The following is a 15287-nucleotide window of genomic DNA, read 5'->3' as shown; positions in this document are numbered from 1 at the left end:
CTGCGCCATTTGGTGGAAAATGCTTTCCTGATCTTGAAACGCTGGCGGGGAATTGCCACTCGATATGCGAAAAATACGGATTGAAGTCCCTATATTTCGCGCAGTTCCTTATAATCACTCTGTTTCATATAGTATCATGTTGATATCCTGCGTATGCCATAAAGCCAGAACGCCCGGTACTTAATATGACATTGTTTCTCGCTGCAAGAAAACTATTTTTGTTATCCGTATAAATGCTGTAAGCATAAATTGACTGAATGGGGAAGTTATGATCAAGAACACTTTCATAAACCGAAAAATCCTGTGCTTCTCCCTTGAGTAAAATCATTATATGGTTATCCCTTTCAAGGAGCCTTAGAAAAAGGCTGGCGATAAGGAAATATACGTTGTAAAATAGAGGTTGTAGAACGCAAAAGAAGGGGATCGGGTTATGCCAAAGAATAAACGAATGAGCTTAGGGCTTGTTTGAAACATGTCAACATGCCCAACCGGCGGGTCTTTTGCCCCCTGGACGGCGCAATTTTTCCTTGAAATCCGCCAGGATTCCTGCGAAAAAATTGCTTGCCAGCGGCCCAAAATCCCTCCCTGCCGGACACATCGCCAATTTTCAAACAAGCCCTAAGTGTTTGTAACCAGCGGCACAAATATGTGCAAAAATGACAATATATCAAAAGTTAATATATGTTGAATTTTTTCATAAGATATGATATATTTTGAACTATATAAGACGAAACGAAGCAATAAAATTTAAGCAAAATTTAACCTTTTCTTTTTCCTTCTTTACATCTATCCATGCTATGCTGATGTCTGTTGCATCCACCGCAAAGCGGCTGAAGCGCCCAGCTCCAGCCGGGCGCTTTCCACCCCGCAGGGGCCAGATTCTCCGGCCCCCCGCCGCAGTCAGTCCACGGAAAAGGAGTCAAACGTATGGAAACATCCCAAGTCAAGCAGGACGCCGCGGTCCAGCCCGCAGCCCCGGAGCAGCAGAAGGGGGCAAAATCCCTCAAGGTCCCCATGCCGCGAAAGAAGAAAAAATGGATCAAGCGGGGGATCATTCTGGTGGTGCTGGCCGCCATTGTGGCCTTCTTGTTCCGAAGCTGCATGAGCAGCGGGACCGCCCTGCTGTCCGGGGCCTACTTACCCAGCACCGCCACTATGCAGGACATGGTGGTCGCGGTGTCCGGCAACGGCGCCATCGAGCCCATCCGCTCCTACCGTGTCACCACTCTGGTGCGGGGCGAGGTGCTGGAGGCCCCCTTTGAGGAGGGCGGCACGGTCCGGGAGGGCGACCTCCTCTTCCGCATCGACTCCACCGACGTGGAGACCGCCATCCAGCAGGCCCAGATCAGCCTGGAAAGCGCCCAGATCAACTACCGGCAGCTCCTGAAAAACCAGGAGGACAACCTGAAAAACGCCACCGTGGAGGCCACCGCCACCGGTGTCATCACCGAGCTCTATGTGGACGAGGGGGACCTGGTCTCCGCCGGCGCCCCCATTGCGGACATCCTGGATCGGGAAAACATGAAGCTGGTAGTCCCCTTCCACTCCGCCGACGCCGCCGGCTTCTCCCTGGGCCAGGCCGCCACGGTCACCGTGGACGGCACCCTGGAGACCATCCCCGGCGACATCGACGCCATCGACGCCACCGACTCGGTGGGGGCCGGCGGTACCCTGGTGCGGGAGGTCACCATTCTGGTCCGCAACCCCGGCGCCCTCACCGATGCCTCCCAGGGCGCCGCCTCGGTGGGGACCGCCTCCAGCGCCGCCAGCGGGACCTTCGCGTATGGGGAGAGCAAGCAGGTGGTGGCCAAGACTTCCGGAGAGCTCATCAGCCTCACCGTCCGGGAGGGGGACCGGGTCACCGAGGACCAGGTCATCGGGCAGTTTGACACCACCGATATGGACACCCAGATCGAGACCGCCGCCCTCCAGGTCCAGAACGCCGAGCTCACCCTGAAAAACGCCCAGGACAGTCTGGATGACTACACCATCACCTCCACCATCGATGGCACCGTCATTGAGAAAAACTACGACGTGGGGGACACCCTGGACACCTCCACCGCCAGCGCCACCGGCATCGCCTACCCCGCCGTCATCTATGACATGTCCGCCCTCACCTTCGACGTGAGCATCAACGAGCTGGACATCAACAAAATCCAGGTGGGCCAGGAGGTGGAGATCACCGCCGACGCCCTGGACGGCCAGAGCTTCACCGGCCGGGTGGACAAGGTGAACATCAACGGCGCCACCGCCAACGGCACCACCAACTACCCCGTCACCGTCCTGGTGGACGGCACCCCCGAGGAGCTCAAGCCGGGCATGAACGTCTCGGCCCGGATCATCGTAGAGGACGTGGGCTCGGTGCTCTGCGTCCCCGTGGAGGCGGTGAGCCGGGGCCAGAAGGGGGCCAGCATGGTAACAGTGGCGGGCCCCGGCGCTGTGGATGAAAATGGCAATGTGGTGGACCCCACCAAACTGGAGCAGCGGGAGGTCACCATCGGCCGCAACGACGACACTTACATCGAAATCCTCTCCGGCCTGGAGGAGGGGGAGACGGTCTACATCTTCCAGTCTGTGGGCTCCAGCATGATGGACATGATGATGGGGTGACGGACAGAGATGGAACACCTCATTGAATTCAAGAACGTCTACAAAATCTACCAGATGGGAGATGAACGTGTCCACGCCCTGGACGGCGTCAGCCTGACAGTGGACCGGGGGGAGTTTGTGGCCATCGTGGGCTCCTCCGGCTCCGGCAAGTCCACCGCCATGAACATCATCGGCTGTCTGGACGTCCCCACCTCCGGCACCTACCGCCTGGGCGGGGTGGACGTCTCCACCATGGACGACGACCAGCAGGCCGAAATCCGCAACAAGATGCTGGGCTTCATCTTCCAGCAGTACAACCTCATCCCCAAGCTCAACGTTCAGGAGAACGTGGAGCTCCCCCTGCTCTACGCCGGGGTGGGGGCCGAGGAGCGCCGCCGGCGGGCCATCCAGGCCCTGGAGCGGGTGGGTCTGGCCAACAAGCGCCGGAACCTCCCCAGCCAGCTCTCCGGCGGCCAGCAGCAGCGGGTATCCATCGCCCGGGCCCTGGCCGGGGACCCATCGGTGATCCTGGCCGACGAGCCCACTGGCGCCCTGGACTCCCACACCGGCCGGGAGGTGCTGGCCTTCCTCCAAAAGCTCAACGCCGAGGGGGACACGGTGGTCCTCATTACCCACGACAACTCCATTGCCGTGAAGGCCAAGCGCATCGTCCGCCTCCAGGACGGGAAGATCATCTACGATGGGGACGCCCGCGACCCCCGGGCGGTGGTCCAGCCTGAGGAGGACCTGGGAGACATCCAGGGCTTCGCCGGCGCCGGCGAGGCGGGAGAGGAGGCCCAGGCATGAACTTCACCCAGTCCTTCCGCCTGGCCGTCAAGTCCCTGCTGGCCAGCAAGATGCGGGCCCTTTTGACCATGCTGGGCATCATCATCGGCGTGGCCGCCGTCATCATCATCACCAGCCTGGGCAACGGGATGCAAAACTACATGAACCGGCAGTTCGACCAGCTGGGGGCCAACCTGATCCAGGTCCAAATCTGGGGCCTGGGGGGCATGAGCTCCCGCTCGGTGGACCCCGACGACATGTACGCCCTGGTGGACAAATATCCCCAGTACCTTGCGGGGGTCAGTCCCTATGTCATGGCCCAGGGCCTGGTCCGCCGCGGCGCCGATGACTTCGACCGCACCAGCGTCTACGGCGTCAGCGAGTTCTTCTACGACGCCCAGCGCAACCAGGTCCTCAGCGGCTCCCATCTGGGCCGGGGCCGGTTCCTGAGCTACATCGATGTGGAGCGCCGCCAGAATGTCTGCGTCATCGGCAGCTATCTGGCCCAGGCCGCCTTCGGCGGCGACGCCCTGGGGCAGTCTCTCACCATCAGCGGCACCCCCTTTACCGTCATCGGCGTCATGGCCGAGTACGCCGACAGCACCGAGGGCAGCTCCGACGACGTCATCTTCATCCCCTACGGCAGCGCCATGCAGCTCAACGGCTCCGGCTGGGTGGACCTCTACCTCTTCAACAGTGCCGATCAAGACAACGCCAATCTGGCCAAGGGCATCATTGAAACCCGCCTCTACCAGATTTTTCAGACGGAGGACGCCTACTATGTCATGTCCAGCGCCGAGATGATGGACGCCATGGACGCCATGCTCAACACCCTGATGATGATCCTCATCCTCATCGCCGCCATCTCTCTGCTGGTGGGCGGCATCGGCATCATGAACATCATGCTGGTCTCGGTCACCGAGCGCACCCGGGAGATCGGCATCCGCAAGTCCCTGGGGGCCAAGCGCCGGGACATCCGCAGCCAGTTCATCATCGAGGCGGGCACCACCTCGGCCATCGGCGGGGCCATCGGCATTGTGCTGGGCATCGTTATGGCCAACGTCCTCACCAACGTCATCGCCTTTGTCCTGGGCACCGGCAACGACGGCTTTGTGGCCGTCCCCACCCCCGGAGGCATCGCCGTCTCCTTCGGCGTGTCCGTGGGCGTGGGCATCCTCTTCGGCTACCTCCCCGCCAACAAGGCCGCCCGGCTCAACCCCATTGACGCCCTGCGGTATGACTGATTCCATTCCCACAGTCTCATAAAAAGGAGCGAACCCAGATGAAGAAACGAGTCCTTTCCGCCCTCCTGGCGGCGGCTCTGTCCCTGTCCCTGGCGGTCCCCGCCCTGGCGGCCGCCGGCCGGGACGAAGCGGCGGAGGTCCTGTCCGCCCTGGACATCCTGACCGGCGACGAAAACGGCGAGCTGCACCTGTCCTCCCCGGTGACCCGGGCCGAATTTGTGAAAATGCTCATGGCCGCCTCCCCCATCAGCGTGGGGGATGTCACCTACGTCTCCCCCTACCCCGACGTCCCCGCCTCCCACTGGGCCGCCCCCTATGTGGAGGCCGCCGTCTCCGCCGGCTATGTCACCGGCTATCTGGACGGCGCCTTCCGGCCCGGCCATACCATCACCCTGGCCGAAGGAGTAGTGATGGTCCTGCGGCTGCTGGGCTACACCAGCAGCGACTTCTCCGGCTCCTTCCCCGCCGGACAGATGTCCATGTACCGCACCCTGGACCTGGACGAGGGCATCACCCTGGGCCCCAACGACACTATGACCCGGCAGGACGCCATGTACCTCTTCTATAACCTCCTCACCGCCACCAGCAAAACCACCGGACAGCCCTACCTCTCCTCGGTGCTGGGCCACAGCCTCACCGCCGACGGCAAGGTGGACACGCTGGCCCTATTCAACGAAACCATGGACGGCCCCGTGGTGGTGGGCGAGACCGGCTGGCGGGATCAGATTCCCTTTGACATCTCCCAGGCCAGCGTGACCCGGGACGGAGCCGCCTCCACCCCCGACGCCCTGGTGAACAACGACGTGGTCTACTGGTCCAAGCACACCCAGTCTCTGTGGGTCTACACCAACAAGGTCACCGGACCCCTCCAGTCCATCTCCCCCGCCTCCTCCCCCACGTCGGTGACGGTCTCCGGCAAGTCCTACGAGATCGGGACCACCGCCGCCGCCTACGCTCTGAGCGACCTGGGCGTTTTCGAGGTGGGGGACGCCGTGACCCTCCTGCTGGGCCGGGACGGACGTGTCGTCTCCGCCGTGGACCCGGAGCGCGTCTCCGGCGGCGCGGTGGTGGGCCTGGTGATCTCCGTCGAGCCCCAGACCTTCACCGACCAGGACGGCAACGACTATATCTCCTCCTCCATCCAGGTCCTGGCCACAGACGGCGCCACCTACACCTATAGCACCAGCCGGAATTTCCGGGTGGGCACCTTGGTCCAGGTGACCACCACCACCACCGGGGTGGAGGTCAAGGTCCTCGCCTCCGCCTCTCTCATCGGCCAGGTCGATTCCGCCGGCACCCGGCTGGGGAATTACCCCTTTGCCGCTGATGTGGAGATTCTGGACATCTACGGAGACCGGGGCGTCCAGGTCTACCCCTCCCGGCTGGCCGGCATGGAGATCACCCGCAGCATGGTCCGCTACTACCTCCTCAACAGCGCCGGGGAGATCAGCCGCCTGGTGCTCTCCGACGCCACCGGCGACATGCACACCTACGGCGTTATCACCTCGGTCAGAGAGGCCAGTACCGACCTGATGACCGCCGGCAACTATGACTATGTCACCGGCGGCGCCTCCGGCACACTCACCACCCCCCGGCTCTACCATGTCCAGACCGGTCCCTTCCTGATGAAGACCGACGGCGCCGACGTGGACCGCCTTGAAAACCTCACCCGCGTCTACATCGACTCGGTGGACGGCATGACCGCCTACGCCGACAATCAGCAGTACGCCATCTGGGACGACGTGCTGGTCTACGAGGTCCGGGACAACGAGTATTACCTCACCTCCCTGTCCCTGGTCGCCGGCGGGGGCTACAACCTCACCGGCTGGTACGACAAGGCCGAGAGCGAGGGCGGCCGCATCCGGGTCATCCTGGCCCGGTAAGCCCCGCCGCCCAAGCCGGGAGGCATACGATTTTTCCTTGCAATCCCAGCGGGGCCATATTATAATGTCTGTCAGCTTGAAGCGAAAGGAGCCCATTCCCATGGACCAGTCCTACATCCCCCAGGGGTACGCCCCCCGGCTCAACCTCTACGATACCCAGAAGGCCATCAGCCTTCTCAAGCGCCTCTTTGAGGACAACCTGGGCGGAGCTCTGAACCTCCGCCGGGTCTCCGCCCCCCTCTTTGTGGAGGCCGATACCGGCCTCAACGACGACCTCAACGGCGTGGAGCGCCCTGTCACCTTCGACATCCCCGCCGCCGGCCGGGAGGCCCAGGTGGTCCACTCCCTGGCCAAGTGGAAGCGCATGGCCCTCCACCGCTATCAGTTCTCTGTGGGGGAGGGGCTCTACACCGACATGAACGCCATCCGCCGGGACGAGCAGCCAGACAACCTCCACTCCATCTATGTGGACCAGTGGGACTGGGAGAAGGTTCTGGCCCCCCGGGACCGGAATGTGGACTACCTCAAGGCTGCCGTCGCCACCATTGTGGAGGCGGTCTGCCAGACCCAGACCACCATCCGGGCCATGTTCCCCCAGCTGGTCCCTCTGCCCGAGGTGAGCCCCGCCGTCAGCTTTGTCACCACCCAGGAGCTGGAGGACCGCTTCCCCGGCCTCACCCCCCGGGAGCGGGAGGACGCATGGGTGAAGGACCACCCCACCACCTTCTTGATGCAGATCGGCGCCCCCCTGAAGTCCGGCCAGCCCCACGACGGCCGGGCCCCCGACTACGACGACTGGAGCCTCAACGGCGATATCCTGGTGTGGAACAGCGTTCTGGGGCGGGCCCTGGAGCTCTCCTCCATGGGCATCCGGGTGGACCCCGCCGCCCTGGACCGGCAGCTCACCGCCGCCGGCTGCGACAACCGCCGGAGCCTCCCCTTCCATAAGGCCCTGCTGTCCGGGGAGCTCCCCCTGACCATCGGCGGCGGCATCGGCCAGTCCCGGCTGTGCGTTCAGCTCCTGGGCAAGGCCCACATCGGCGAGGTCCAGGCCAGCGTCTGGGACCAGGAGACCATCCGGGTCTGCCAGGAGGCCGGCGTGGTCCTGCTGTAATTGCCGCCGGTACCGTTTCCCTTCCATCCCCCGCGCAGTCCGCTTCCAACTGTCCGCCTGGGCGGTTGGAAGCGGATTGCGCTTTTTTACCGCCGGTTCTCCAAATTATCCAGGTCCCACCTGTGCGGCGCTGATAAGACAGCATAAGCTTTTCAATTTCGCCAAACGAAAAGCCGCTGCATTTTGGGACGCTGTGGGACAGCGTTTGGATTTGCAATCATGAATATCACAAAAATGAATATCATATTGCGGACCTGCTTTTGCCATGTTGTACTTGAAATATGGTATTGCAAGGCGGGAGATTTTCTGTTATAGCACACAGCTATAACAGACTATGGAAGCTGTTGATTGACCAAAAAATGAGCCGGACTGAAACGCGGAAACAAGCAGGCATCCGTACAAGCATTCTTGCGAAAATGGGGAAAGACGAGCGGGAATCAATGGACAACCTTGCGAAAATATGTATTGCGCTGGGCCGCACACTTGACAATGTAGTAGAAATATCTGCGGATACAGCGGCGGGGAAAAGGCAGGTGGCACAGAATGAGAACCTGCATAAGGCTAGGGCTTGTTTGAAAAATGTCAACATGCCCAACCGGCGGGTCTTCTGCCCCCTGGACGGCGCAATTTTTCCTTGAAATCCGCCAGGATTCCTGCGAAAAAATTGCTTGCCGGCGGCCCAAAATCCCTCGCTGCTGGACACATCGCCAATTTTCAAACAAGCCCTAATACTCCACCAAGCCTGAAACTTGTATTTGCCTTACGGTCAGAGCGCTCGCGGAAATCAAGACAGTACGAGGTCCCGGTATGCGCAGGCATACCGGGACCTCGTACTGTCTTAATTGCGCTATCCGTCCATGCGGGAGAGGCCCATGGCGTGCTCCACGGGCAGGGAGAACAAAATGCCGTGGCTCTCCGTAGAGACGCCGGCGGCCTGGTTCACCGCCTCCATAATGGGCAGGCGCAGCTCCCGGGGTGCCAGAATGGTGACAATGTCCTTCTCCGGGTGTACCCTGCCATCGCCGCTCTTCTCCGGCTCCTCTGTCACCCGCCGGCCGTGGAGGATGGTACCCCCTCTGGCCCCGGCCTTCTTGGCCGCCGCCATCACCGTGTCGGTGCAGCCGCTGTTGACAACCACCACAATGAGCTCATTTTTTCCCTGCTCCGGCATATGCTCCTCCTGTTCTGCCCCGGCCCTGTGGGCCTGGCCGCTGATGAATCTGGCCGCCGCCCCGCCAATGGCGGAGAGGGGAAGCGTGAATAAAATGCCCTTTCCCGGCACAGCCAGCTGGAGCTTTTCCCCCGCCGCCTGCAAAAGCCCCGGAATCGTAAAGCCAGGCGCCATGGAGAAGGCCACGTCCTTCTCCGTCTCCCCCAGGCCCAGATAGTCCAGCAGTTCCGAATTGGCCGTCCCCCGGCCGGGCATACCGTAGTGGAGGGGCAGGCCATAGCTGGCGAAGAGCTCCGCCGCCCGGCCCCCCTTGCCCCGGTCCAGAATGAGGACCACAAGCCGGATGCGCGTATCTTCTCTCATGGCTCCTCCTCCATCACGCCGGCCAGGGCGTTGTCGTAAACAATGATGTCATTTCTGCCGTCCATCACCAGGCGGTCCGCCTCGGACTCCCGGCGGGATTTCCGCTGATAGACCAGGCCCAGGGTCTGAATGGCCACCAGGGGGGTCATGGCCACCATGGCCACCACGCCGAAGGCGTCGGTGAGCACGTTGCCCCCCACCGCCTGGCAGGCCCCCATGGCAAAGGCCAGCAGGAAGGTGGCGGTCATGGGGCCGGAGGCCACGCCTCCGGAGTCAAAGGCGATGGCGGTGAAGACCTTGGGCACCCGGAAGCTCAGGCCCAGGGCGATGGCGTAGCCGGGCACCAGGAGCCACAGCAGGGAGATGCCGGTGAGCACCCGCAGCATGGCCAGGCCCACGGCCACCGCCATACCGATGGAGAGGGTGGTCCCCATGGCCCGCTGGGAGATGGCCCCGCCGGTGAGCTCCTCCACCTGCTGGTTGAGCACCCGCACCGCGGGCTCCGCCGCCACGATGAACCAGCCCACCAGCATACCGATGGGGATGATCACCCAGTTGTACTGAAGCTGGGCCACCTGCACGCCCACAAAGTGCCCCGCAGGCATGAAGCCCACGTTTACGCCGGTGAGGAAGAGCACCAGGCCCACATAGGCGTAGACCATACCCACGATGATCTTGACCAGCTGCCGCCGGCGCAGGCGCAGGGCAACAATCTGAAAGATCGCGAAGAAGACAATAATGGGGGCCAGCCCCAGGGCCACCTCTTCGATGTACTCCGGGAAGTCGGAGGCAAAGTACTGTCCCACGTCCGCCGTGGTCTCCAGGTTCGGGATGGTAAAAGGGGTGTAGCTCAGGTCCGAGGAGTTGTAGCACAGCCCCAGGATCATCACCGCCAGGATGGGCCCGATGCTGCTCAGGGCCACCACGCCGAAGCTGTCCGCCTCGGAGCCGGAGCCCCGCCGCAGGGCGGTAAGTCCTGCTCCCATGGCCATGATGAAGGGCACAGTGATGGGGCCGGTGGTGACGCCGCCGGAGTCAAAGGCCACCGCCAGGAACTCCTCCGGCACCAGAAAGGCCATGATAAAGACCAGGATGTAAAAGCCGATGAGCAGGCGGTTGAGCTCCCAGCCAAACTTGGCCCGCAGCAGGGCCACCACCATGAAAAAGCCCACCCCGGCCGCCACCGTGAGGATGATGACCATATCCGGCACCGCCGGCACCTGCTTGGCCAGGACCTGGAGGTCCGGCTCCGCGATGGTGACAAAGGCGCCGATCAGGAAGCACAGGGGGGCCATGGCCCAGATCCGCCCCCCGTTGGCGATCTGCTGTCCAATGCCGTCTCCAATGGGCATCATAGCCACGTCCACGCCCAGAGAAAAAAATCCGACCCCCACAATCAGCAGCACCGCTCCCACCAGAAAGAGCATCAGGGAGGACACCGGCATGGGGGCCACCGTAAAGCTCAGGACCAGGACAATGCAGGTGATGGGCACCACCGAGGAGAGGGCTTCCATAACCTTTTCTTTCAGCTTCTTATTCATTGACGCCTCCTTTAATAAATGTATCGTATTTCCTTATTTATTTTATCATTCATCCGCCCCCCTGTAAACCTCTTTTTTGTTCTAGACCCGAAATATCACCCCGCCCCGGCCAGGTTCCCCGAGAACAGCGAGGTCCGGTCCACGATGGGGCCGGACCTCGCTGCCGTCGTACCGTTTCCTCTGGGTCACATGGCCTTGGCCATGCCCCTGCCGGCGGGCTCCTCCGGCTCCCCGGCCTTGCTCTTCATGTTCATTACCAGCATTTGCAGCCGGTTTTCAATGTTGGCGAAGCTCACGTCCGGGTCGTAGTCCAGGGGCAGCATCTGGGCGTCCGGGTAGAGCTCCTTGAGCCGCTTTACCACCCCGCGGCCCACCACATGGTTGGGCAGACACCCGAAGGGCTGGAGGATCACAAAGGCCCGGCAGCCGTGGGCGGCGTGGTGGAGGATTTCCCCGGGAATCAGGACCCCCTCCCCGGCGTCGAAGGTGTGGTGAATAATGGGGTCGCTCTCCCGCACCAGCTCAGGCAGGCGGACCGCCCGCTCGTAGAGGGGATGGGCCGCCGCGATGCGGTCGGTCCAGTTGTGGGCCGCGTCGAAGAGGGCGTCGGCCATGGCATACCAGACCTTTTCCCCCAGGGGCTTGTGGACGTGGTACTCCTTGACCTGGGCGTCCTGATTGAAGTAGGTCTTCTGGATGACGTCGGTCATCCGGGCCTCGATGATCTCGAAGCCGTTGCGCTCTAAGTAGTCCTCGATGTCGTGGTTGGCGCCTGGGTGGAAGTTCAGCAGGTACTCCCCCACAATGAGCACCCGGGGGCGGGGCTGAGAGCGGTCATAGGACACCTCCCGCATACGCCCGATGGCCTGGCGGAAGCCCTGCTCCGCCCCCGGAATGCCCCGGCGCTCCATACCGCCGATGACCAGGTCCAGGGCCTCCTCAAAGGCCCGGTTGGCGCTGCCTGGCTCGGTTTCATAGGGTCGGATCTTCCGCAGCAGCTCCTCCAGGACGTCGATCATGGGCAGGCCGAAGGCGATCCGCATGGCGGTGCCCAGGCTCATCTTGTAGCCGGGGTGGAGGTTGTGCCGGTCCTTGTCGTCGTTGGTGAGGATGGGCACCTGGGGGTAGCCGGCGTCGTCCAGGGCCTTCCGCAGGAGGGCACCGTAGTGGGTCAGGCGGCAGTCGCCGATGTACTTGCCCATGCCGATGGCCACATGGTCCAGGTCGTACTTCCCGCTCTCCAGAGCGGCCAGGACCTCCCCAATGACAATCTGGGCCGGGAAGCAGATGTCGTTGTGGACGTACTGCTTCCCCAGGCGGATGGCCTCCTCCCGGCCGATAGCCAGGGGCTCAGTTCGGAGCCCTTGCTTCCCCATGGCCGCCGACATGAGCCGGCAGAAGGCGTGGGAGGTGTTGGGAATGAGGACCGCCCGCTCCTTCCGGTCCGACCGGGTGAACTTCACCGGATAGGGGTCTCCCAGGGGCTTGGGCGGCTGCCAGGTCCTCCCGCTCCGGCGCATGGCCAGGGTCTCCAAAAAGGAGCGCACCCGGATGCGCAGGGGGCCCTGGACGTCGCTCTCGTCCAGCTTGAGCACCAGGGGGGTCTTCCCCGAGATCTCCCCCATGAGCCGGATGATCTCGTCGGAGAGGTAGGCGTCATGGCCGCAGCCGAAGCTGACAATCTGGGCAAACTCCAGGTGGGGGCTTTGGGCGGCCAGGATCGCCGCCGAGAGCATCCGGGCGTGGTAGTTGTTGACGATGTCCAGGGTGCTGCGGCTCAGGTCCACCGCCCCGGCCTCCGGCAGGGAATCCGCCGTCAGCACCGGGATGCCCAGGCTGGTGAAGAGCTCCGGCAGGTCGTGGTTCACCAGGGCGTCGTTCTGATAGGGCCGGGCGGCCAGGACCACGGCATAGGTCCCCCGCCGCCGGACCTCCTCCAGAACCCGGGCCCCCTCCGCCCGGAGGGTCCGGCGGAATTCCGCCTGGGCGGCGTCCCCGGACCGCATGGCGGCGGCGGTCTCCTCCGGGGAGACCTGAAAGGTCTCGGCCATCCAGCCCGCGAGCTGCTCTGCCCGGTCGGCGGCGGTGTACCAGTGAAACAGGGGGGCGTCAAAGGGAATCCCCCACTGGCGCTCCGGGTCGTCCGAGTTGCGAACCACAATGGGGTAGCCCTTCACCACGGCGCACATGGACTCGCTGGTCTTCTCGGTGTTCTCCGTGGGAACGGTGGTCACCGAGGGCATGAAGATCCGGTCCACCCCCTGCCCGGCCAGGTCCCGGATGTGGCCGTGGACCAGCTTGGCGGGGAAGCAGACGGTGTCTGAGGTCACCGCCGGCAGGCCGCTCTCGTACATCCTCCGGGTGCTGGGCCGGGAGAGCTTCACCTGGAAGCCCAGGGCCCGGAAGAAGGTGCTCCAGAAGGGCATGGCGTCCCAAAAGGAGAGCACCCGGGGGATACCGATGACGGTCTCCCGCCGCCGCTGGGGCTCCGGGACGGGGTAGTCCTGAAAGAGGAGCCGCTCCCGGAGGCGGAAGAGGTCGGGCGCCTGCCGCCGCTCCTGGACCTTCTCCCGGAGCTGGGCCTGGACCGCCGCGTCTCTGGGGTCCCCCAGGACCTCCCCTCGCTCACAGCGGTTGTTGGTGATCCAGGCGCTGCCGTTGGAGAAGGTCACCACCGTCCGCCGGCAGTGGTTGGCGCAGAAGGGACAGGGGGCGTTGGCCTCCTGGGTGTAGGTGAAGTCCTCCAGGGCGTCCAGGCCGATGAAGGTCCGGGGCTGCCCGGCCATGCGCTCCTTGGCGAGGAGGGCGGCGCCGATGGCCCCCATGACCCCTGGGTAGGGGGCCCGGATGACCTGCCGGCCGGTGTACTGCTCCAGGGCCCGGAGGACGGCGTCGTTGCGGAAGGCGCCTCCCTGGACCACGATGGCGTCCCCCAGGGAGTCCAGGTTGGAGACCCGGATGACCTTGGTGAAGACGTTCTCGATGATGGACCGGCACAGCCCCGCCATAATGTCCCCGGGGAGCTTGCCGTTGCGCTGCTCGGTGACAATGCTGCTGTTCATGAAGACGGTGCACCGGCTGCCCAGGCAGGCCGGGTGCCGGGCGTCAAAGGCCTCCTCCGCGATGCGCTCCACAGGGATGTGGAGGGAGGCGGCGAAGTTCTCCAGGAAGGACCCGCAGCCGGAGGAGCAGGCCTCATTGACCACGATGTTTGTGATGACGCCGTGGGAGAGCCAGATGGCCTTCATGTCCTGGCCGCCGATGTCCAGAATGAAGGTGGCGTCGGGCACATACTTGGCCGCCGCCCGGGCGTGGGCCACCGTCTCCACCACATGGCACTCGGCGGAAAAGGCGTTGGCAAAGAGCTGCTCGCCGTAGCCGGTGGTCCCCACCCCCAGGATGTCCAGGACGGCCCCCGCCGCCCGGTAGCGGTCCCGCAGGGCCAGCAGGGCCTTTTTCGCCACCGCCAGGGGCTCCCCCTGGTTGGGGGCGTAGAAGCTGTCCAAAATCTCCTCGTCGCCGTCCATCAGGACAAATTTGGTGGTGGTGCTCCCCGAGTCGATGCCCAGCCAGGCCCGCACGGTCTGGCCCGGACGCGGCTCCTTTGGATGCCAGTCCGGCAGGGCGTGGGCGGCCTGAAAGGCCCGGCGCTCCTCCTCACTGGTGAAGAAGGGGGTTCCGCTGCCGGCGGTGCCGGCCACGGTGTGCTCCAGCTCTTTGAGGGTCTCGATCACCGCCTCCAGGGCCACCCGGGTATCCTCCCCGGCATACATGCTCCGCAGGGACAGGGCGGCCCCCCGGGCCATCATCAGCTCCGGGCGCTCCGGGATGAGGATGTCCCCCTCCCCCAGGCCCAGCCGCTCCGCGAAGACCCGGATGAGGGTGGGGTTGAAGGTCAGGGGGCCTCCCTCGAAGGCCACAGGGGCCTTGATCTCCAGGCCCTGGGCAAGGCCGCCGATGGTCTGCTTGGCAATGGCGTGGAGGGCCGAGAGGGCCAGGTCCTCCTTGGCAACCCCCTGGTTCAGCAGGGGCTGGATGTCGGTCTTGGCGTATACCCCGCACCGGCCCGACACGTCATAGACGCAGCTCCCCCGGGCGGCCAGGGCGTCGAAATCCTGGATGTCCACATGGAGGATGGAGGCCACCTCGTCTAGAAAGGCGCCGGTACCCCCGGCACAGCTTCCGTTCATCCGCATGTCGGAGGCCTCCAGGCCCCCGCCGGCCTCGTTCCTCCGGAAGAAGATGATCTTGGCGTCCTGGCCCCCCAGCTCAATGGCGGTGCCCACCGCTCCGCAGGACTCCCGCAGGGCCAGGGCGTTGGACACTACCTCCTGGATGTAGGGCACCCCCAGGGCCTCCGAGAGCAGCTTGGCCCCCGATCCCGTCAGGGCCAGGTGGACCTCTCCCGCCTCCGGCAGGGCCGCGTAGAGCTTCCAAAGGGCGTCAGAGACACTCTTGACCTGGGCGGCATGGTGCCGCTGGTAGTCGGCGTACAGGACCTGACGGGTCTCCGCGTCCAGGGCCACCACCTTGGTGGTGGTGGATCCCACGTCAATTCCAACTTGCAGGGTGTGTTTTTCTCTGATTGTCATAGTC

10 protein-coding genes and 1 pseudogene are annotated in these 15287 nt (G+C 63.7%); 7 read left to right on the top strand and 4 right to left on the bottom strand.

Annotated elements, in window-relative coordinates:
- A pseudogene (locus tag Q0K09_RS00345) lies at positions 1–84 on the top strand (IS5/IS1182 family transposase); the annotation flags it as partial.
- 40 nt (positions 85–124) lie between these two features.
- Here the strand turns inward: Q0K09_RS00345 and Q0K09_RS00340 are convergent.
- The gene (locus tag Q0K09_RS00340; RefSeq protein WP_294471398.1) at positions 125–328 is read right to left on the bottom strand and encodes a hypothetical protein; all 204 of its coding nucleotides are present in this window, start codon (positions 326–328) and stop codon (positions 125–127) included.
- Between the two features lie 599 nt (positions 329–927).
- Between Q0K09_RS00340 and Q0K09_RS00335 the strand changes: the two genes are divergently transcribed.
- The 6 genes from Q0K09_RS00335 to Q0K09_RS00310 all read left to right on the top strand — a co-directional run bounded on the left by Q0K09_RS00335 (position 928) and on the right by Q0K09_RS00310 (position 8254).
- Positions 928–2610, top strand: coding sequence for an efflux RND transporter periplasmic adaptor subunit (locus Q0K09_RS00335; protein WP_294471395.1), 1683 nt, complete (start codon positions 928–930; stop codon positions 2608–2610).
- Positions 2611–2619: 9 nt separating this feature from the next.
- Positions 2620–3396, top strand: coding sequence for an ABC transporter ATP-binding protein (locus Q0K09_RS00330; protein ID WP_294471392.1), 777 nt, complete (start codon positions 2620–2622; stop codon positions 3394–3396).
- A complete protein-coding gene (locus tag Q0K09_RS00325; protein ID WP_294471388.1) occupies positions 3393–4619 on the top strand; it encodes an ABC transporter permease in 1227 nt (408 codons plus the stop codon). Before Q0K09_RS00330 ends, Q0K09_RS00325 begins: the two co-directional genes overlap by 4 nt.
- 38 nt (positions 4620–4657) lie before the next feature.
- A complete protein-coding gene (locus Q0K09_RS00320) occupies positions 4658–6502 on the top strand; it encodes an S-layer homology domain-containing protein (protein ID WP_294471386.1) in 1845 nt (614 codons plus the stop codon).
- A 100-nt stretch (positions 6503–6602) separates the two neighbouring features.
- Positions 6603–7616, top strand: coding sequence for an aspartate--ammonia ligase (gene asnA, locus Q0K09_RS00315; protein ID WP_294471385.1), 1014 nt, complete (start codon positions 6603–6605; stop codon positions 7614–7616).
- 281 nt (positions 7617–7897) lie between these two features.
- Positions 7898–8254: a helix-turn-helix transcriptional regulator gene (locus Q0K09_RS00310; protein WP_294471384.1), complete on the top strand. Its 357-nt coding sequence runs from the start codon at positions 7898–7900 to the stop codon at positions 8252–8254.
- Positions 8255–8463: 209 nt separating this feature from the next.
- Here Q0K09_RS00310 and Q0K09_RS00305 read toward each other — a convergent pair whose 3' ends face one another.
- From Q0K09_RS00305 to Q0K09_RS00295, 3 genes are all read right to left on the bottom strand, one after another.
- Positions 8464–9150, bottom strand: a complete 687-nt coding sequence (locus Q0K09_RS00305; protein WP_294471381.1) for a hypothetical protein — start codon at positions 9148–9150, stop codon at positions 8464–8466.
- Positions 9147–10691 (bottom strand): DUF1538 domain-containing protein, encoded by a 1545-nt coding sequence (locus Q0K09_RS00300; protein ID WP_294471380.1) that lies wholly within the window; start codon positions 10689–10691, stop codon positions 9147–9149. The genes Q0K09_RS00305 and Q0K09_RS00300 overlap by 4 nt, the downstream gene beginning before the upstream one ends.
- A gap of 185 nt (positions 10692–10876) precedes the next feature.
- A complete protein-coding gene (locus tag Q0K09_RS00295; protein ID WP_294471373.1) occupies positions 10877–15283 on the bottom strand; it encodes an acyl-CoA dehydratase activase in 4407 nt (1468 codons plus the stop codon).
- Positions 15284–15287 lie beyond the last annotated feature (4 nt).

The sequence above is a fragment of the uncultured Intestinimonas sp. genome (assembly GCF_944387725.1).
Taxonomy (GTDB): Bacteria; Bacillota; Clostridia; order Oscillospirales; family Oscillospiraceae; genus Intestinimonas.
Note: the sequence above shows the minus strand (reverse complement) of the source record. Positions and strands in the feature narration are given on the sequence as shown.